The following is a 19,686-nucleotide window of genomic DNA, read 5'->3' as shown; positions in this document are numbered from 1 at the left end:
CCGCCACCTCGGAACACTCTTGACAATGCTAACCCTTGGCTGTTTCGGGCGCAATCCCCGCCCGCTACACCCGTTCCAGCTCCGCCAACAGCGCCGCCCGCAGGGCCGCCATGTCGCCGCGGTAGCCGGCGCGCACCAGCGAGGTCATGAACTCGGCGTGGCTGCGACCCCGCCGGTAGTCGGGCTCCCGGGACGGGTGCGGCAGGTAGCGGGCGATCCGGTCCAGGTCGGGGTCGACCAGCAGGGAGCCCTGGTACAGAGCGACCTGCCGGTTTGCGTACAGGCTGGAGCCCAGGACCTTCAGGTCGTCGATGGCCACGTCGCCCATCCCCCGCACCGCCGCGCCGTGAAGCCCCAGGCTCCGCAGCGCCCGGGCCACCGCCTCGGCGACGGGGCCGATCCACTGGGTGGCGAACCGGCGCCGGGACGCCTCGTACGCCGCGGTGATCACGAGGCACCCGGGAGCCAGGACCACCGCCCCGCCCCCTCCCCTGCGCCGGTAGACCGGCACGCCGTCGGCGGCGCAGCGGGCCAGGTCCACGTCCGTCTCGGGCGTGCCCGCCCCCAGCACCGCCTCGGTGCGCTCGGGCTCCCACAGCCAGATGAAGGGGCCTTCCCTCTGGAACCGATCAAGAGCCGTTGTATCGTACGGCAGCGGTTGGATCTGCATGGGCCGCCTCCTGTCGTGCTGAGACGCAAGTCACATCGCCAAACGGCACCCGGCCCCGGAGAGCCTGTGAGCCGAGAGGCTCAGAAGCCGAACACCAGCTGATTGCCCTCGGGCAGCCCCTCCAGGCAGCCGTGGCCCTCCAGGAGCTCCATGACGGCCTTGTTGAGCCGCGCCCGGTTCTTCAGGTCCTCCTTCGAGTGGAACGGACCCTGCGCCCTGGCCTCCACGATCGCCTGGGCAGCGCTGTCGCCCAGCCCGGGCAGCGCGTTGAACGGACAAAGCAGGGTGTTCTCCCCGTCGATCAGGTAGCGGGTGGCCTCCGAGCGGTACAGGTCCACCCGGTTGAACCGGATGCCCCGCAGGAAGGCCTCCTCCACCAGCTCGTACTCGGTGAGGGAGTCTTTCTCCTTGGGCGTGGCGTCCTTGCCCTTCGCCTCGATCTCCTGGACATAGCGGCGCACCGCCTCGGGCCCCGCCACCAGCAGGTTGGCGTCCACCGATCCGGCCCGGACGCTCAGGTACGCGGCGTAGAACAGGAGCGGCTCGTGCACCTTGAACCAGGCGATGCGCAGGCAGGAGAGGACGTAGGCTGCCGCGTGGGCCTTCGGGAACATGTACTTGATCTGCTTGCAGGACCAGATGTACCAGTCGGGCACGTTGCAGGCCCGCATGGTCTCCTCCATCTCCGGGGTGAGCCCCTTGCCCTTGCGCACCGACTCCATGATCTTGAACGCGGTGGCAGGCTCGACACCCCAGTAGATCAGCTGCACCATGATGTCGTCACGGCAGCCGATGACGTCCTGGAAGGGAATGCCCTTCTTCACCAGCTCCTGGGCGTTGTTGGTCCACACGTCCGTGCCGTGGGAGAGGCCGGAGATGCGCACCAGGTCCGAGAAGTTCCGCGGGCTGGTCTCCATCAGCATCTGCCGCACGAACCGGGTGCCCATCTCGGGCAGCACGATGGTGCCCAGGTCGAACTGGAGCTTGCCGTCCTCGATGCCCAGCACCCGGTTGCCCCCGGGGCTGAAGAGGGCCAGCACCTGCGGGTCGTCCACCGGCACCTTCCGCACGTCGAAGTCCGGATCGCCCTTCTTCTCCCGGTAGAGGTCCTGCAGCATCTTGAGCATGGTCGGGTCATCGTGGCCAAGGATGTCCAGCTTCATCAGGGCCTGCTCGAACGAGTGGTAGTCGAAGTGGGTCGTCTTCACGCCGGAGGAGCGGTCGTCCGCGGGATACTGCACCGGGGTGACCTCCTCGATCTCCATCCCCACCGGACAGACCACCATGCCCCCGGGGTGCTGGCCCGTGGTGCGCTTCACCCCGGCCAGGCCCTGGGCCAGGTAGCCGATGTGCGCCTCCCGCACGCCGGTGATCCGGCTCTCCTCCAGCCACGCCCGCACCATGCCGAAGGCGGTCTTCTCGGCAATGGTGCCCACGGTGCCCGCCTTGAAGACGTACTTCTCCCCGCCGAGCAGCTCCTCGGAGTACTTCTGGATGCGGTTCTGCACCTCGCCGGAGAAGTTGAGGTCGATGTCGGGCACCTTGTCGCCCTTGAAGCCCAGGAACGTCTCGAAGGGGATGTCCTGGCCGTCGCGGTCAAGCGGGGTCCCGCAGCGGGGGCAGTCCTTCCGGGGCAGGTCGAAGCCCGATCCGGTCTTGCCGTCGTCGTGCCACTCCAGGTACTTGCACTGGGGGCAGATGTAGTGGGGCGGCAGGGCGTTGACCTCGGTGATGTCCATCGCCCAGGCGACGAAGGAGGAGCCCACCGAACCCCGGGACCCCACGAGGTACCCGAGTTCCATCGACTTCTTCACCAGCAGGTGCGAGATGTAGTACGAAACGGCGAAGCCGTTGCCGATGATCGCGTTGAGCTCCTTCTCCAGCCGATGGGCGATCTTCTCGGGCACCGGGTCGCCGTAGACCCGCTTCACCTTCTCCCAGGAGAGGCGGCGGGTCTCCTCCACCGACCCCTCCAGCACCGGCGGGTGGAGCTTGTCCGGCACCACCTTCACCTTTTCGATCTGGGCGGCGATGGCGTTGGGGTTCTCCACGACCACCTCGTAGGCGGCCTGCTCGCCCAGGTAGGCGAACTCGTCCAGCATCTCCTGGGTCGTGCGCAGGTAGAACGGCCTGTCGTACTCGTCCCGGAAGCCGATGCCGTGCTTCAGGATGCGGCGGAAGACCTGCTGGTGCGGGTCGAGGAAATGTGCGTCCGACACCGCGCAGACCGGCTTGCCCAGCTTCTTCCCCAGCTCGTAGATCCGGCGGTTGAGCGAGAGCAGCTGTTCCTCGGAGTTGACCTGGCCGGACTCCAGCAGGAAGGCCAGGCAGTCCCGGGGCAGGATCTCCAGGTAGTCGTACCAGGAGGCCATCTGCTCCAGTTCCTCGTCCGGCACGCCCCGGATCAGGGCGTCGAACAGCTGGCCGCCGTAGGTGGACGAGCCGACGAGCAGCCCCTCCCGGTGCTTCTCCAGCTCCGAGCGCGGCACGCGCGGCGTGCGGTTGAAGTACTCGATGTGGGACAGGCTGATCAGCTTGTACAGGTTCTTCATCCCCGCCTGGGTCTTGACGAGGACGGTCGTGTGGTACGGCCGGAGCTGCTCGACGTTGATGCCCTTGGTCAGACGGTTGAGGTCGGCCACCGTCTCGACCCCCTCGGCGCGCTCCAGCAGCTTCATCAGCACCATCGCGGCGGTCTTGGCGTCGGCGTCGGCCCGGTGGTGGTCCACCAGCGGCACCTGCAGCTCCTTCGTGAGGGCCGCCAGGCTGTGGCTGCGCATGTGCGGAAGCACGGCCCGGGCCAGCGTCAGGGTGTCCAGCACCGGGTTGGCGAACTCCTCGCCCAGGTACTTCTGCCGGTGGTAGCGCAGGAACGAGTAGTCGAACTGCGCGTTGTGGGCCACGACGATGGCGTCGCCCACAAACTGGAAGAAGGCGCGCAAGGCCTCCGCCGCCTCCGGGGCGCCCTCCAGCATGTCCGGCGTGATGTTGGTCAGCTTCTGCACCTCGGGCGGCACCGGCTTGGTCGGCCGCACGAAGCTCTGGAACGAGTCGACGATCTCCCCGCCGCGGCAGCGCACCGCGCCCAGCTCGATGATGTCGTCGCCGATCGGGGAGAAGCCCGTCGTCTCGATGTCCAGCACGACGAACTCGGCCCCTGCGAGCGGCACGTCCTTCGGCGGCCGCTGGACCACCGCCGTGCCGTCATCGACCAGAAAGAGTTCGCACCCGTAGATCACCCGGAAGTCGTCCGGCACCTTCACGTGGCTGGCCGCCGGGAACGCCTGCACGACGCCGTGGTCGGTGATGGCCACCGCCTTGTGGCCCCACCGCACCGCCGTCTTCACCAGCTCGGCCGGATCGATCAGGGCGTCCATGGCCGACATGGTGGTGTGGGCGTGCAGCTCCACCCGCTTCATGGGCCCCTCGTAGGTGTCCTCCCGCGTCGGCCGCTTGCCCACCACCACGTCGTCGGCCAGCATCGTCAGCTCACCGGAGAACTTGTCCAGTTGCACGTTGCCCCGGACCTTGACCCACGTTCCGTTCTTGAGCACGGCCAGGTAGTCGGGGTCCTTCTGAGGATCCCGGAAGAGCTTGACGGGCAAGGTGTCGCCAAACTCGCCGGGCTCGGACCGGAGCAGGTCGCAGACGCCGAAGGCGATGAGCTGCCGGCCGCTCTTCAGGTCCCGGGTGTCCAGCCCCACGACCTCGCCCTCGATGACGACCTTGTTCTCCTCTTCCGTGATCGTCCGGATCGACCGCACCGGCGCATCGGCAGGGATCGCGCGGCCCTTCAGCACGCCCTCGGAGGGCGGGGGCGCCGCCGCGGCCTCCTTCTTGCCGAACGCCGACTGGCGCTGCATCCACTGCTCGAAGTACTCGTCCGCGAAGGCCGGCTCCTCGGGGATCGGCTCCGGGGGCAGGGGAACCTCCTCCTCGGCATCGGCGAACGGGTCGTCGGGAACGGTGGTCGGCGGCTCCACCCGCTCCGCCCGCGGGACCGGGCGCGCCGTCACCCGCACCTGCAGGCTGCAGCCGGTCTCCTGCCGGATCAGCCGCTCCAGCACCGGCACCACGCCCCGGTGCTCCACCACCTCAGCCTGTGCGGCGGTGGGCAGCTCCACCACCAAGGTCGCGGCCTCCACACGCCACTCCGCCCGGTCCAGGAGACCGTTGACCAGAGGGAGCGCCTGCTTCAGTTGCAGCAGGACCTCCGGCCAGGCCTCCCCCACCCGCTCGGACGCGTCGGCCTGCGGGTCGGGGTCGCGCACCGGCACCACCGTAACCGAGGCGGCAAGGCCCCCCAGGCACTGCTCCGCCACCGCCCGGGCCAGCGTCGGCCGGTCGTCCAGCGGGAGACGGACCGGGCTGGCCAGGTGCAGGGCAACGGTGCGCCTGCGCCGGTTCACCACGACCCGCACGGGGCGGGCGCCGGCCAGGAAGGACTGCACCTGCGGCGGAAGCCCGGCGACGTCGATGAGCGAGAGCCAGTCGGACTGCGGTGACATCTGGGCGGCTCACCTCGTAGGGCAAAGATTGGCGCCGCGACACCAGGCGACCGGGTGCGGCGGCCACGAGAAACCGACGAGCGCCCTGGATGACCCAGTGCGCCCGCGGGCCGTTCTCTATATGTCTTCTTCAGTCACCGAGATGACCCCTTCACTGGACATCAAGTCCCCGATAAGGCCGGCCATGTCCGAAGAGCGCCCGTCCGGCTTGACGGTGAAGCGGATCTCGATGGTGCCGGGCAGCGGGCCCGACCGCATGGCGATGTTCCGGATGGTGTAGCCCCACCGGCCGCACAGGGAAGCCACAACGCCCAGCTTTCCGGGCGAATCCGTCACCTGTACGACCAGAGACCGGTACGCGCCGTGCGCGAAGAACCGGTTTTCCACCTCCGACAGCGTCTTCAGCGTCAGCATCACCAGGATGACCGCCACGAAGGTCTGCATGTAGAAGCCCGCCCCCACGGCCAGCCCCATGGCCGACACGACCCAGAGCGAGGCCGCGGTGGTCAGGCCCCGGATGGTCGCCCCCTCACGCATGATCGTGCCGGCGCCCAGAAAGCCGATGCCGCTGACCACCTGCGCGGCGATGCGACCGGGGTCGCCGTTGCCGAACCCGGTCGCCAGGACCATGTCGTACATGCCCAGCGAAACCCGCATGAGCAGGGCGGAACCCACGCAGACCAGCACGTGCGTGCGCAGACCCGCGGGCCGGTTGTGGGACTCCCGCTCCAGCCCCACCACGCCCCCGGCCAGGGCGGCCACCAACAGCGGAATCAGGGTGTCGACGAATTCGTGCGCGAACGTGTACAGGTTTAGTTCGATAAACTCTCGGCTCAGCAACGCAATTATCCCTTCTGAACGTATTTTAGTATCTCATAATACATCTTTAACCGAGCAGCCGCGCCCTTGACCAGGCCCAGCTTCTCCTCCTTCATGCGGTGGCTCATCTCTTCCAGCACGACCTCCACCACCCGGCAGCCGTGCTGCTTGACGTACTTGGTCAAGGCCACCTCGATCCCGAACCGGACCTGTTCCGCCTCCGGCTCTTCCCGGAACATGTCCGCGAGGAGCTCCCGCCGCACCGCGCGCTGACCTGAAAGGTACGGCGCCAGCATCTGGGCCAGGTCGGTCGCGACCCGCCCGTCGCCGAAGACGCCGATGCTCATGTCCGCCTCCCCGGCCAGCACCGGGCGCAGCAGGAGACGCAGGTGATCGGCGCTGAGGCCGATCAGGTCCGCGTCCAGAAAGAGCAGCACCGGGGCGGTGGTCGCTTCCAAGCCCGACTTCATCGCCGCAGCCTTGCCCCGGTTCTCCGTATGTTCGATGACGGTCGCGCCGGCCGCGCGGGCCAAGGTGGCGGTCTCGTCCGTCGAGCCGTCGCTCACTACGATGACCTCGCTGATCTCGGGCACCTGCCTGCACGCCGAGACCACGGCGCCGATGGTGGATTCTTCATTATAAGCGGGGATCACCGCTGCGACTTTCATGACCCCAAAGACCTCCGACTGGAGAAGCGCGGGTTCCCGGCCACTGAAGGGCTGGGTCCGGGCTCGCCTGGGGTAAGGTATTCCGTACACGGTGACCGTTTTCCTCCTCCGATGATCGCCGCTTCCTAGACTGCCCTGTCAGCGGCGGCTCTACCCAAACAAGGGGGGCAGTCTCCCTTCCATGGTAAGACTGCCCCAGATCAGGCCGCCCCGTCAACGGGCGCGGACGAGACGTTTCCGCCCGGACCATCCGAAGGCCAGGGCGAACAGGGCCCCGCCGGCCACCGCCATCGCCCCGGCCACGGGGGTGTCGGTCGCCCGCGCCAACAGGTAGCCCAGCGCACTGGTCACCGCCCCGATCCCCACAGACAGCGCCAGCATCGTCTCCAGCCGGTCGGTGAGCAGATAGGCCGTAGCGCCCGGCAGCACCAGCATCGCCACCGCGAGGATCGCCCCCACGGCGTCGAACGCGCCCACCGTGGTCAGGGAGACCAGGGACATCAGCAGGTAGTGGAAGGCCGTGACGTTCACGCCTTGCACGGAAGCGGTCTCCGGGTCGAACGCGCAGATCTTCAGTTCCTTGAAGAACAGGAGCACGGCCGCCAGATCGGTCAGGAAGACCGCGCCCATCGTCCAGAGCGCCCGGGGCCCCAGGCTCCGCCCGCCCACGACCCAGAGGTCCCACGGCGCAAACGCGATCTCGCCGTACAGCACGTGATCGAGGTCCAGGTGCACCCGGCCGGCGAACGCGGAGATCAGCACCACGCCCAGGGAGAAGAAAGCGGTAAAGGTGACGCCCATGCCGGCGTCCTCCTGCACCCCGGCCCGCTGCAGGGCCTGAACGAGATAAGCGGTGAGGAGCCCGAAGAGCCCGGCGGCCAGCAGCATGACCGGCGCGGCGCGGCTGCCCGTGAGCAGGAACCCCAGTGCGATGCCCGGCAGCACCGCGTGGCTGATGGCGTCGCCCAGCATCGTCATCCGGCGCAGCACCAGAAACGAGCCTACCAGGCCGGCCGATCCCGCCACCAGGGCACCGACCGCGACGATGACGAGCGCGGCGATCATGCGCCATCACCCGGCCGCGGTCCGGCCGCCGCCTGCCCGAGGGGCGTCCCATCCGGACGGCGTGGCGAGGCTTGCGCCTGGGCGCGCCGCAATCGGATGAGCCGGGCCAGAAGCCCCCGATGCGGGGCAGCCAGCAGCGACAGGAAAAAGAGCAGGCTGGCGGCCAGGACGATGAGCGGGCCGGTGGGCATGCGGGGGCCGATCTGCGACGCCAGCGTGCCGACGACGCCGGAGGCGGCGCCGAAGAGCCCCGCCAGCGGCACCATGACCGACAGCCGGTGGGTCCAGTACCGCGCCGCGACCGCCGGGGTGGTCAGCAGGGCGGCCATGAGCACCACGCCCACCGCCTCCAGCCCGATCACCACCGCCAGGGCGATGCAGAGGCTGAGCAGCAGATCCAGTGCGACCACCGGAAAGCCCAGCACGGCGCCGAAGTCCGGGTCGAAGGCAAGCAGTTTGAACTCCTTGTACAGCACGAGGATCGCCAGACAGAGCAGGGCCGCGGCCACCGCGATCACCTGCAGGTCCCGGGGCACGATCGACGCGGCCTGCCCGAAGAGGAACTTGTCAAGCCCGCTCTGGTTTCCCCCCGGCATGCGCTGCACCCAGCCGAGCAGCATGATGCCGAGCCCGAAAAAGACGGTGAGCACCAGGCTCATGGCCGCGTCCTCCTTCAACCGGGACCAGCGCGTGATGGCGCGCATCGCCAACACGCCCAGCACGCCGGAGGCCGTCGCGCCGATGAGCAGGGGGCCTGCCGCCTTGGTCCCCGTCGCCATGTAGGCGAGCGCGATCCCCGGCAACGCCGCGTGCGCCAGCACGTCGCCCAGCAGGGCTCTCCGCCTCAGCAGAGCGAAGGCGCCCAGCACCCCGCCGGCCAGCCCCAGCAAGGCCGTACCCCCCATCACCCAGAGTGCGTTCGCGTGCACGCTCAGTCCCCTCCCCACCCCCGGCCCGCGGCCTGCGGCGCCGCGGGAAGCTGCGCGAGGCCGCCCAGCCGGCCGCCGTAGGTGCGCGCCAGGTTCTCCGGTGTGAAGACCCGCTCCACCGGGCCGGCGGCGAGCACGTGTCCGTTCAGGAACACGAGCCAGTCGAAGTACTCCCGCACGGTCTGCAGGTCATGGTGGACCACCACCACCGTGCGCCCGCGGGCCTTCATCTCGTGGAGCACCCCGATGATCGCCCGCTCGGTCGCGGCGTCCACGCCGGCGAACGGCTCATCCATGAAGTAGATCCGGGCGTCCTGCGCCAGGGCCCGGGCGAGGAAGACCCGCTGCTGTTGCCCACCGGAGAGCTGTCCGATCTGCCGGTGGGCCAGGTCGGCCATCCCGACCTTCTCCAGCGCCTCCATCGCGACGGCGCGCTCCCGCGCGCCCGGCCGGCGGAAGAGCCCCAGGTGGCCATACCGGCCCATCGTCACCACGTCCAGCACGTCGGTGGGAAAGTCCCAGTCCACCGCCGCCCGCTGCGGCACGTAGCCCACCGCGCGCCGGGCCTCCGCCACGGGCCGGCCGTAGATCCACACCTCCCCGGCGACCCGGGGAACCAGCCCCAGGATGGCCTTCAGCAGCGTCGACTTGCCGGCCCCGTTGGGTCCGATCACGCCGATGAGCAGCCCGGGCGGCAGGGACAGGTTCACGTCCTCCAGCACCGGGCGGCGCTGGTAGGCCACCGTCAGGCCGCGCACCACCACCGGCAGTTCGCCTTGCGCCGTGCATTGCTCCCACATGCTGCTCTTCCTCCTTCCCCCATCCTCACCGCAGGGCGTCTGCGATGGTGCGGACGTTGTGCCGGATCATGCCCACGTAAGTCCCTTCCGGCGTTCCCTCGGCTCCCATGGCATCCGAAAACAGCTCGCCGCCGATGGTCACCGCGTGTCCCCGGGCGGCTGCGCCGGCCACCAGCGCCTCGATCGCGCTGCGGGGCACGCTGGACTCGATGAAGACGGCCTTGATCTGCCGCCCCACCAGCAGGTCGATCGTCCGCTCCAGGTCCGCCAGCCCATACTCGGCCGCCGTCGAGATGCCCTGAAGGCCCGCGACCTCCACGTCGTACGCCCGCCCGAAGTAGCCGAAGGCGTCGTGCGCCGTCACCAGCACCCGCCGGGCGGCGGGAACGGTGGCCAGCTCAGCGCGCACCCACTCGTCCAGCTCCGCGAGTTCATCCAGGTATGCCCGGGCGTTCTGCTCGTAAGTGCTCTGCCCGTCCGGATCCAGTTCCGCGAGAGCGTCCCGCACGACCTCCGCCGCCGCCATCCAGAGGGACACGTCGAACCAGATGTGCGGGTCCTCCACCCCGTCCTCGGTGATGAGCAGCCGCTCCTCGGGAATGCGCTCCGCCACGGCCACGGTGGGCTTCTCCCGCGCCATCTTCACCAGGATGTCGCCCATGCGCCCCTCCAGGTGCAGCCCGTTGTAGAAGATGATCCGCGCCTGCTGGAGGCGGGCCACGTCCCCCTCCGTGGGCTTGAAGAGATGCGGGTCGACGCCGGGCCCCATCAACGCCGTGACCGCCACCCGCTCCCCCCCGATGTTCCGCACGAGATCCGCCACCATCCCGGTGGTGGCCACCACCGGGATGCGTTCCCCCGCCGCCGTGCCGGTCCGGCCGGCTCCGCAGCCGGCGGCGGCCAGCGCGATCCCCAGCGCCAGCAGGACCAGCCCGAAGCGTAACCTTGCAACCACCTGTACTCACCCTCCATCTCCTTTGTCCTTTGCCCAAAAAAGTTAGCCCGGACCAACTTTGGGGTGGCAAACACGGAGCGGATAGCCGCTCCGTTTTCCCCAACACAAGAGTTTTTCCCTAAGGAAACTCCTGCCCGATATCCGTATTCTGCAGCAGGCACCATCGGTCTGTCAATCATGATTTTCATTCTCAATCGCGCGCACACCGCCGGCCCTGTCCCGGCGGTGTGCGCGATGCAGAGGGTCACTCCACCACGAGCCTGCCCCGCATGCCCTTCAGGTAGTGGCCGTCCACGTGGCACTCATAGCCGTACGTGCCGGGCCTCTCCACGATGAACTCGCCCTCGGCGCTGCGGCCCGGCTCCACGGGCCCGATGACCACGTTCAGCTCCGGGATGCGGAACTCGTGCGGCACCCGTCCCCGGTTCTCCAGCCGCACCACGATCCGGGTTCCCGGCCTGGCCCGCAACTCGTCGGGCTCGAACCGGTACTCCCGGGCGGCGACCGTGAACCGCTGGACCCGTTCGGTGGAGCGGGCTGCGGCGCGCAGGGCCTCTTCCAGTGCCCCGCGCAGGACCGCCACCTCCCGGGCGACGTCCTCTTCGGACAGGATGCCAGCCAGCGCCAACCCGCGCAGGGCGTCACTGGCGACCACCAGCCGCGCGGCCAGGCGCGGGTCCTCGGCGCGCACCGCCGGCAACACCGGGTCGAGGGCCGCGGCGAACCGGTTGTAGGCGGAACGGAACCGCTCCAGGTCGCGGGCGGCTGCGGCCGCCACCAGGTCCGGCGTCGCCTCGCGGGCATCCTGGAGCCGGTGGGCCAACGCATCCGCATCCGCCTCCTCCTCCGCCCCCAGCGCCCTGCCAGCCATGACGGCCAACAGCACCGCCGCGGTCATGGCCGCCACTGCCCGTCGCAACCACTGCTTCATCTGCATGCCTCCTTGGTGCGGGAGTGTCCGCTGCTGCACCACAGTATCCCCTCCGGCGCGGGAGAGGAATCGGTGCACGGCTTCCCGCGGCGGTCGGGAACCGGCCGTCCTCGGCGGCGCGAGCGGCAGGATGGCTGGGCAGGCGTGGTGCAGACGGCTCCCGGGTACATCCGCCGCACCGGGGGCGTAAGATTGGGCAGAACGCCCCGAAGGGCGATCGGGAGGGCGTGCGCATGATTCGCCTGGCTCAGGCCGTGTTCAAGGGAGGCGGCGTCAAGGGCATCGCCCTGGTGGGCGGGCTCGCGGTCGCCGAGGAGCTGGGATGGCGGTGGAGGGCCGTGGCCGGCACGTCGGCGGGTGCCCTGGTGGCGGCCCTGGTGGCCGCCGGCTACCGGGCCCAGGAGCTGCGGGAGATCGTCCGGGACCTGGACCTGCGCAGCTTCGGCGACGCCGCGGGTCTCAAGGTCGCGAGCCTGCTGCTGCACGAAGGCATGTTCAAGGGCGAGAAGCTGCTGGCGGAGGTGGACCGGCTGCTCTCGGACCGGCTCGGGCGACCGCGGGTCACCTTCCGCGACCTGCCGGTGGCCTGCCAGATCGTGGCCACCGACCTCACCCACCGGCGCATGCTGGTCTTCCCCCGCGACCTGGCCCGACCGCCCTACTCCATGGAGGACCCGTACGACTTCCCCGTGGCCGACGCCGTCCGGGCCTCCACGGCCATCCCCTTCTTCTTCCAGCCGTACCGGCTGGAACTGCCCAACGGCGTGCGGGCCACCCTGGTGGACGGCGGACTGCTCTCCAACTTCCCGGTCCACCTGTTTCAGCCCATCGGCGGTCCGGCCTGCCTGCCCACGTTCGGCTTCGACCTGCGGGGCGGGGATGACCTGCCCCAACCCACGGACACGCCCCTGGAGCTGGTGCAGGCGATGGTGAACACGATCCTGAGCGCCCGGGACCTGAGCGCCCGGGAGAACCAGGACTACGTGCGCATCATCCCCATCGAGACGGCCCCGTACCGCACCACCCAGTTCGACATCGACGCCGACGGCAAGGAGGAGCTGTACCGGCGAGGCCGGGCGGCTGCAGAGGCCTTCTTCGCCGATCCGGAAACCCAGCGGTGGCTGGACCAGTTCGCAGTACGCCGGGCACTTCGCGCCCGCCGCCTCCCTCTCAGCGTCTGACTGTGCGACGGCTGCGGCCGCGCACCACGCCCTCGGGAAGGAGGCGTCCGTCCATGCGCCCCGAGATCCACCCGGCCATCCGGCTGGTCGGCGGCGGCCTCCCGGCCTCGCATCGCCTGCGACCGCCTGCCCGGGTTCGAGGTGCAATCGGCGGCCGAAAGCCGGAGATGTTCGGCTAAGCACCTCCCCACTGCCGTCTGCTGGCCGAAAGTCCGGGCGTGGTCGCCCCCGTGGCAGCAGAGCCCGGGGTGGCGGTGACCGTGCGGTACCTGACGGACGTCACCTGGGACCGGCTCACCCATACCGTCGTCCGGGACGGAGAGGTGGTACGCCGGGGCGCGATCCGCGGTCGGGAGGCGTCCTTCCGGCTGCCGGACGCCCCCGGCGAGTACACCGTGACCTTCCGTTACACCTGGGGCGGACCCCTTGCGGGGACGTGGGGAGAGGGCCTCTGGCAGTTCGTGGTCCGGCTACAGGAGCGGATGCAAAGAAGACCTGGCTGCGGGATCGCCGCAGCCAGGTCGCTCTGTCCGTTGCTCAGTACGCCCGGGCGAACCAGACGGTGTGCTGGGCCTCCTTGCCGCAGCAGAGGCAGACCTGCTTCCGAGCCGGCGGGTGGAAGGGGATGTTCCGGGAGGTGAACTTGGTCTCCTCCTTCACCTTCGCTTCACATGCCGCGTCGCCGCACCAGCCGGCCAGCACGAACCCCGCGATCTCGCCGGTCTCCTCGCACCGGGCGATGTGGGCCTTCAGCTCCGCCAGCGTGTTGATGTGCAGGTGGGAGTGGGCATCCCGGAACTCCTTCGCCTTGACGAACATGTTCCGCTGGATCTCCTCCAGCAGCGCCTGCACCCGCTCCACCGCCTCGTCCAGCGGCACCGGGATCTTCTCGCCCGTGTCGCGCCGGACCATCAGGCACTGCTTGTTGTCCACGTCCCGCGGTCCGATCTCGATGCGCAGGGGAACGCCGCGCATCTCCCACTCGTTGAACTTCCAGCCCGGGGTCTCCTCCCGCAGGTCGGCCTTCACCCGCACGCCGGCGGCCTTCAGGGCGTCGAAGAGCGGGTCGAAGCGGGCCATGACCTTGTCCCGGAACTTGGGCGGGCCCACGGGGATCATGATCACCTGGATGGGCGCGAGGCGCGGCGGCAGGGCCAGGCCCCGGTCGTCGCCGTGGACCATGATCAGCGCGCCGATCAGGCGGGTGGACACGCCCCAGGAGGTGGTGTGGACGTACTTCAGCTGGTTGTCCCGGTCCAGGAACTTGATCTCAAACCCCTTGGCGAAGTTCTGGCCCAGGTAGTGGGAGGTGCCGGCCTGCAGCGCCTTGCCGTCCTTCATCATCGCCTCGATGGAGTAGGTGTCCACCGCGCCGGCAAACTTCTCCGACGGGGTCTTCTGGCCCACGTACAGCGGGATCGCCATCTCGGTCTCCACGAAGTCCCGGTAGACCTCCAGCATGCGCATGGTCTCCTCCCGCGCCTCCTCCTCGGTGGCGTGGGCGGTGTGCCCCTCCTGCCAGAGGAACTCGGAGGTGCGCAGGAACGGCAGGGTGCGCTTCTCCCAGCGGAAGACGTTGGCCCACTGGTTGATCAGCACCGGCAGGTCCCGGTAGGACTGGATCCACTGGGCGTACATGTGGCCGATGATCGTCTCGGAGGTGGGCCGGAGGGCCAGCCGCTCCTCCAGCTTCTCGCCGCCGGCCTCGGTCACCCAGGGCAGCTCGGGGTTGAACCCCTCCACGTGCTCCTTCTCCTTCTGGAAGAACGACTCGGGGATCAGCATCGGGAAGTAGGCGTTGCGGTGGCCGGTCTCCTTGAACCGCTTGTCGAGCCCGGCCTGGATGCGCTCCCAGAGCTCGTAGCCGTCGGGCTTGAAGACGATGCAGCCCCGCACCGGCGTGTAGTCCATGAGGTCGGCCTTGCGGATCACGTCGATGTACCAGCGGGAGAAGTCCTCCGACTGAGGCGTGATCTCCTTGACGAAGCTCTTCTCTTCCTTCATGCCCAACTCTCTCCTTCGTCCAGCGTACGACTGTGGGAGGGCCGGAACCCGCCGGAGCCCTGTGAAAAGCCCCCGTCCCTGTGCAGGGACGGGGGCTTCGCTCCCGTGGTACCACCCTCATTGGCCGGAATCGGACCGGCCCGCTCAGGCCCCGGTAACGGCGGGAAACCCGGCACGGCTTAGGCCCCGACGGGGCGGTCGCCGGCGGCTCCGGGGTGGGTAGCCCTCGCCGACGCTGTGCCGGCCTCACACCGTACGGCCGGCTCTCTGGGACAGGTCCTGCGGGGCGGGCCCCTTCACAGCCTTTCGCTAGGGCATAGACTACCAGTTGGTGGTGCGGTTGTCAACTGCGCCGGCACCGGAATCATCCCCGAGCACCGCCGCGCAGGGCCGGACGCGCCAGACCGCAGCCCTGCTGGGCTGCGGTCTTCGTTCCCCCCTCGGCTTGTCGCCTAGCGCTCTTCGTGCCGGCCGTACCCGGTGGGCACCCGGCCCGAAGCCTTGATCTCGGCGGCCTTCTGTTCCACCAGCTCCACCAGGGCCTCCACCATCTCCTCCTCGGTGGTCTTGCGCACCCGCTCGCCGCCCACGTAGAGCATGCCCACGCCCTTGCCACCGAAGAGCGCCACGTCGGCCTCGGCCGCCTCGCCGGGGCCGTTAACCACGCAGCCCATCACCGCCACGTTCAGCGGCACGTCGATGTGCTGCAGCCGCCGCTCCACCTCGTTGGCCACCTTCACCAGGTCGATCTGCACCCGGCCGCAGGAGGGGCAGGAGATGATGTTGATCCCCCGGGTGCGCAGCCCCAGGGCTTTCAGGATCTCGTAGCCCACCCGGACCTCCTCCACGCAGTCGGTGGAGAGCGAGACCCGGATGGTGTCGCCGATGCCCTCGGCCAGGATGGTGCCGATGCCCACCGCCGACTTGATCGTGCCGGCAAACGGCGTGCCCGCCTCGGTGACGCCCACGTGCAGCGGGTAATCCACCTTCTCGGACAGCTTCCGGTAGGCCTCGATCATCTGGTCCACCCGGGAGGACTTGATCGAGATCACGATGTCGTGAAAGTCCAGCTCCTCCAGAATGGCGACGTGCTTCAGGGCGGACTCCACCATGCCGTCGGCCGTGGGGTAGCCGTACTTTTCCAGGAACTCCTCCTCCAGCGAGCCGGCGTTGACGCCGATCCGGATGGGCACCCCGCGGTCCTTGCAGGCCCGGACGACCTCCTCGACCTTCCACCGGGCGCCGATGTTGCCCGGATTGATGCGCAGCTTGTCGATGCCCGCCTCCAGCACCTTCAGGGCGATCCGGTAGTCGAAGTGGACGTCGGCCACCAGCGGGATATTACACCCCTTCCGGATCTCCTTGAAGCACTCGGCGGCCTCCATCGTCGGCGCGGCCACCCGCACGATGTCGCAGCCCGCCTCCTCCAGCGCCCGGATCTGCCGGAGGACCTCGGGCACGTCGCGGGTGTCGCACTTGGTCATCGACTGCACGGTGATGGGCGCGCCCCCGCCGATCTGCACGCGCCCCACCTTCACCGCCCGTGTCTTGCGTCGCTCGATCATGTTTCGTGCTTGCTCCCTTTCCCCAACCGCCTGCCTACTGCCCGAGGATCGCCGCCCGCAGGTCGCCGTAGGTGACCACCAGGATCAGCCCCATCAGCAGCAGGAAGCCGAAGAAGTGCACCATGTTCACCCGCTCGGGATCCAGCCTGCGCCCCCGCACGGCCTCCACCGCCATGAAGAGCAGGTGCGAGCCGTCCAGGGCCGGGATCGGCAGCAGGTTGAACAGGCCCAGATTGATCGACAGGAACGCGGTCAGCCAGAGCAGGTTGGTCAGCCCGGCGGAGGCCTGTGTCGCGATCTCGCGGGTGATGCCCACCGGACCCGACAGCTCGAGCTCCGTCCGGCCCGTCACCGCCTGCACCAGCGACGCCACCCAGGCCTTCGAGTACTCCCACGTGATCGACGGTCCCTGGGCAAGGGCCTTCCAGAACGACCCGGGGCGCGTGGCCTGCTGGATGCCGATCATCCACCGCCCGTCCATGTACACCGGCGTAAGCACGGTGGTCATCTCCTGCCCGTCCCGCTCGAACCGGATCTCCAGCGGCGCTCCCTCCGACGTCCCCACGTAGGTCAGGATGTCGGACCAGTTCTCCACGGGGCTGCCCCCGATCGTGAGCACCCGGTCGCCCTTCTGCAGGCCGGCCATCGCCGCCGGGCAGGGCTGGCCGTTGCACTCGGCCAGCACGTCGCCGAAGATCGGCTCCGAGACCGGCACGCCCTGGGCGTAGATGTACCCCGACAGCAGCAGGGACGCCAGCAGGAAGTTCATGAACGGCCCTGCGAAGATCGTCAGCGCCCGCTGATAGATGGGTTTGCTGTTGAAGCCCCGGGGATCGTCCGGTTCGCTGGGGTCCATCCCGGCCATCCGCACGAAGCCCCCCAGCGGAATGGCCCGCAGGCTGTACCGGGTCTCGCCCCGGTTGAAACCCACGAGAGCCGGGCCGAAGCCCAGCGCGAACTCGTGGACGCGGATGTCGAAGAACTTGGCCACCGCGAAGTGACCCAGTTCGTGCATGAAGATCATCAACCCGAAAACGGGGATTGCCCACAGCCAGTCAGCCAGGGTCATGCGCTCACCACCTGTTCCCGCGCCGCTGCCCCGCCTGGCCCGCTGCGGCGCGAGCCGCCGCCGCTGCGGGCCGCAGGGCCACCTCACGGCGCCCCATCACCCGAGAACCGCTGCCCGCAGGTCGCCGCAGGTGCCTACGAGCCGCAGCCCCGTCTGCAGACAAAAACCGACGACGTGCACCCGGTCTGCGCCCGCCGCATCCAGCCCGGGCCCGCGCAGGGCCTTCCCCCGGAGCCGCATCACCGGGGTCACATCCTCACCGGCTGTTCCCGCGCCGCGTCCCGGGCCCAACGGTCCGCCGCGAGAATCGCCGCGAGGTCGGGCCGCTGAACCGGGTCGTGGCGGTCCATCACCCCGGCCACCAGCTGGAAGATGCCCGTGAACGGGATCTCACCGGCCAGGAACCGCTGCACCGCGACCTCGTTGGCGGCGTTGAGCACGGCCGGCATCGTCCCCCCCATTGTAACGGCCCGGCGCGCGTATCTCAAGGAAGGAAACGTCTCCTCGTCCGGCCGCTCGAAGGTCAGGGCGCCCAGCGCGATCAGGTCCAGCGGCTCCACGAACCCCCGACAACGCTCGGGGTAGCAGAGGGCATACTGAATGGGAAGCCGCATGTCGGTGGGACCCAGCTGCGCGATGATGTTGCCGTCGCAGAACTCCACCGCGGAGTGCAGGATCGACTGCGGGTGGACGATCACCTCGATCTGCTCCATCGGCACCCCGAACAGCCAGTGGGCCTCGATCATCTCCAGGGCCTTGTTCATCAGGGTCGCGCTGTCAATGGTGACCTTGGCCCCCATCGTCCAGCGCGGGTGGCGCAGCGCCTCCTCCCGGGTGACGCCGGTCAGGTCCTTCCGGCCCCGGAATGGGCCCCCGGAGGCGGTCAGCAGGATGCGCCGCACCGACCCCGGGTCGGCGCCGGCCAGCGACTGGAAGATCGCCGAGTGCTCCGAGTCCACCGGAAGCAGCTTCACCCCGCGCGCCTGTGCGGCCGCCGTCACCAGTTCACCGGCCGCGACCAGCGTCTCCTTGTTCGCGAGGGCGATGTCCTTGCCCGCCTCGATGGCCGCGAGGGTGGGCTCCACCCCCATGGCCCCGACCACGGAAGTCAGGACCAGGCCGCTCTCCGGGTGGGTCGCCGCGCGGATCAGGCCCTCCCGGCCCCAGGCGATCTCGGGCCGGTAGTCGCCGGCCTCCGCCAGCAGGAGGGCCCGCAGGGCGGCAGCCGCGTCGGCGTCGGCCACCGAGAGCAGCGCCGGGCGGAACCGGAGGGCCTGCTCGGCCAGCCGCTCCACCTGCCGGCCCGCAGCCAGGGCCACCACGCGGAAGCGGCCGGGGTGATGATCGATCACATCCAGGGCCTGGGTGCCGATCGAGCCGGTGGAGCCGAGGATTGCGATCCCTTTCTTCATCTAGTGACAGGACTCCTTCGCATTGGTGTCACCGCTGGCGGCCGTCGCCCGTGAAGATGGGCAGGAGGCCCGACGTGACCATCGCCTTCAGCAGGATGGTGATCAGCGGGCCGAAGACCACACCGAGGGCGCCGAAGAACTTGATGCCCAGGTAGATCGACAGCAGCACCGCCAGCGGGTGCAGCCCCACCCGGTCGCCCACCACCTTCGACTCCAGCACCTGCCGCAGGGCGCTGACCACGGCATAGACGATCAGCAGCTTGACGCCAAAGGCGAGGCGGCCGGTGAAGGCGGAGTAGAGGATCCAAGGGGCGTACAGGGCGCCGGGACCGACGATGGGCAGGATGTCCAGCAGACCGATGGCCAGGCCGGCCAGGACCACGTAGTCCGCCCCGATGATGGCCAGGCCGAGCATGGAGACCAGCATGGTCATCAGGATCAGGAGGACCTGGGCCTTCGCCCAGCCAATGGCGTTGGTCAGGACCTCGACCCGCACCTGGCGCAGCTGGTCCCGCCACTTGGCCGGGAAGAGCGAGAGCAGGAAGGCGCCGATCTCCTGGCGGTCGCGGGTGATGAAGAAGGCCGCAACGAAGGTGATGATGAGGTTGATCAGGAACCCGGGCACCGAGGTGATGAAGCCCAGGCGCCGGGCCAGGGTCTCCAGGTAGGTGCCCAGGTTGGCCTGCAGCTTGCCGAGGTTCTCGCCGATCGTCACCTGGACGGACTCGGGCAGGCTGCCGACCAGGTCCTCCAGGTAGAGCAGCACCTGGCTCGAGATGTCCAGCCCCGCCGCGTACAGGTACGGCAGGTTGCGGATCAGGGCCCGGATCTCGCCCACGACGTACGCCACGCCCACGGTGAACAGGGCGACCATGATCCCGACGAAAAAGAGCAGCACGACGGCCACGGCCAGCGAGCGGGGCATGCGCGCCCGGCGCACCAGCCACGTCACGGCCGGATCCATCATCTCCGCGAGGACCCACGCCAGCACGAACGGCATCACGATGGGCAGAGCGTAGGTGATCAGGGCCCAGGACACCACCAGGAAACCCGCAAGGCCGAGGACGGAATAGAGCCACGCCCGGTCCATCGCTGTCAACACCCCCACGA

At 69.2% G+C, this 19,686-nt stretch carries 16 protein-coding genes; 1 reads left to right on the top strand and 15 read right to left on the bottom strand.

Annotated features, from left to right (window positions below; translation table 11 throughout):
- Positions 1-64: 64 nt before the first annotated feature.
- The 9 genes from STH_RS07630 to STH_RS17115 all read right to left on the bottom strand — a co-directional run bounded on the left by STH_RS07630 (position 65) and on the right by STH_RS17115 (position 11,345).
- A complete protein-coding gene (locus tag STH_RS07630) occupies positions 65-670 on the bottom strand; it encodes a lipoyl protein ligase domain-containing protein (RefSeq protein ID WP_011195643.1) in 606 nt (201 codons plus the stop codon).
- Positions 671-750: 80 nt separating this feature from the next.
- The gene (locus STH_RS07625; protein WP_011195642.1) at positions 751-5,178 is read right to left on the bottom strand and encodes a PolC-type DNA polymerase III; all 4,428 of its coding nucleotides are present in this window, start codon (positions 5,176-5,178) and stop codon (positions 751-753) included.
- A gap of 117 nt (positions 5,179-5,295) precedes the next feature.
- Complete coding sequence (locus STH_RS07620) at positions 5,296-6,018, bottom strand: MgtC/SapB family protein (RefSeq protein WP_011195641.1); 723 nt, start codon at positions 6,016-6,018, stop codon at positions 5,296-5,298.
- A 5-nt stretch (positions 6,019-6,023) separates the two neighbouring features.
- The gene (locus STH_RS07615; protein ID WP_043713753.1) at positions 6,024-6,665 is read right to left on the bottom strand and encodes a glycosyltransferase family 2 protein; all 642 of its coding nucleotides are present in this window, start codon (positions 6,663-6,665) and stop codon (positions 6,024-6,026) included.
- 213 nt (positions 6,666-6,878) lie between these two features.
- On the bottom strand, positions 6,879-7,730 hold the full coding sequence (locus STH_RS07610) for a metal ABC transporter permease (RefSeq protein WP_011195639.1): 852 nt from the start codon (positions 7,728-7,730) through the stop codon (positions 6,879-6,881).
- Positions 7,727-8,659 carry a metal ABC transporter permease gene (locus tag STH_RS07605; RefSeq protein WP_242654586.1) on the bottom strand — a complete coding sequence of 311 codons (933 nt, stop codon included), beginning with the start codon at positions 8,657-8,659 and terminating at the stop codon, positions 7,727-7,729. Before STH_RS07605 ends, STH_RS07610 begins: the two co-directional genes overlap by 4 nt.
- 2 nt (positions 8,660-8,661) lie before the next feature.
- A complete protein-coding gene (locus STH_RS07600; RefSeq protein WP_011195637.1) occupies positions 8,662-9,459 on the bottom strand; it encodes a metal ABC transporter ATP-binding protein in 798 nt (265 codons plus the stop codon).
- 25 nt (positions 9,460-9,484) lie between these two features.
- Entirely contained in the window at positions 9,485-10,414 is a 930-nt protein-coding gene (locus STH_RS07595) for a metal ABC transporter solute-binding protein, Zn/Mn family (protein WP_011195636.1), read from the bottom strand.
- Positions 10,415-10,658: 244 nt separating this feature from the next.
- Positions 10,659-11,345, bottom strand: a complete 687-nt coding sequence (locus STH_RS17115; protein WP_050742167.1) for a cupredoxin domain-containing protein — start codon at positions 11,343-11,345, stop codon at positions 10,659-10,661.
- Between the two features lie 233 nt (positions 11,346-11,578).
- Here STH_RS17115 and STH_RS07585 point away from each other — a divergent pair, with 233 nt between their 5' ends.
- Positions 11,579-12,526 carry a patatin-like phospholipase family protein gene (locus tag STH_RS07585; RefSeq protein WP_043713751.1) on the top strand — a complete coding sequence of 316 codons (948 nt, stop codon included), beginning with the start codon at positions 11,579-11,581 and terminating at the stop codon, positions 12,524-12,526.
- 537 nt (positions 12,527-13,063) lie between these two features.
- Here STH_RS07585 and proS read toward each other — a convergent pair.
- The 6 genes from proS to ytvI form a co-directional block, all read right to left on the bottom strand.
- Positions 13,064-14,530 carry a proline--tRNA ligase gene (gene proS / locus STH_RS07580; protein WP_011195632.1) on the bottom strand — a complete coding sequence of 489 codons (1,467 nt, stop codon included), beginning with the start codon at positions 14,528-14,530 and terminating at the stop codon, positions 13,064-13,066.
- A gap of 452 nt (positions 14,531-14,982) precedes the next feature.
- On the bottom strand, positions 14,983-16,095 hold the full coding sequence (ispG, locus tag STH_RS07575) for a flavodoxin-dependent (E)-4-hydroxy-3-methylbut-2-enyl-diphosphate synthase (protein ID WP_011195631.1): 1,113 nt from the start codon (positions 16,093-16,095) through the stop codon (positions 14,983-14,985).
- Between the two features lie 34 nt (positions 16,096-16,129).
- Positions 16,130-17,164: an RIP metalloprotease RseP gene (gene rseP / locus STH_RS07570; protein ID WP_011195630.1), complete on the bottom strand. Its 1,035-nt coding sequence runs from the start codon at positions 17,162-17,164 to the stop codon at positions 16,130-16,132.
- Between the two features lie 96 nt (positions 17,165-17,260).
- Positions 17,261-17,407: a hypothetical protein gene (locus STH_RS18755; RefSeq protein WP_158506869.1), complete on the bottom strand. Its 147-nt coding sequence runs from the start codon at positions 17,405-17,407 to the stop codon at positions 17,261-17,263.
- A gap of 5 nt (positions 17,408-17,412) precedes the next feature.
- A complete protein-coding gene (locus STH_RS07565) occupies positions 17,413-18,576 on the bottom strand; it encodes a 1-deoxy-D-xylulose-5-phosphate reductoisomerase (RefSeq protein ID WP_011195629.1) in 1,164 nt (387 codons plus the stop codon).
- A 28-nt stretch (positions 18,577-18,604) separates the two neighbouring features.
- Positions 18,605-19,678 (bottom strand): sporulation integral membrane protein YtvI, encoded by a 1,074-nt coding sequence (gene ytvI / locus STH_RS07560; RefSeq protein ID WP_148205519.1) that lies wholly within the window; start codon positions 19,676-19,678, stop codon positions 18,605-18,607.
- Positions 19,679-19,686 lie beyond the last annotated feature (8 nt).

It is taken from the genome of Symbiobacterium thermophilum IAM 14863 (assembly GCF_000009905.1).
In the GTDB taxonomy this organism is placed as follows: domain Bacteria; phylum Bacillota; class Sulfobacillia; order Symbiobacteriales; family Symbiobacteriaceae; genus Symbiobacterium; species Symbiobacterium thermophilum.
The sequence above is the reverse complement of the archived record's forward strand: the minus strand, read 5'-3'. Positions and strand labels throughout refer to the sequence as shown.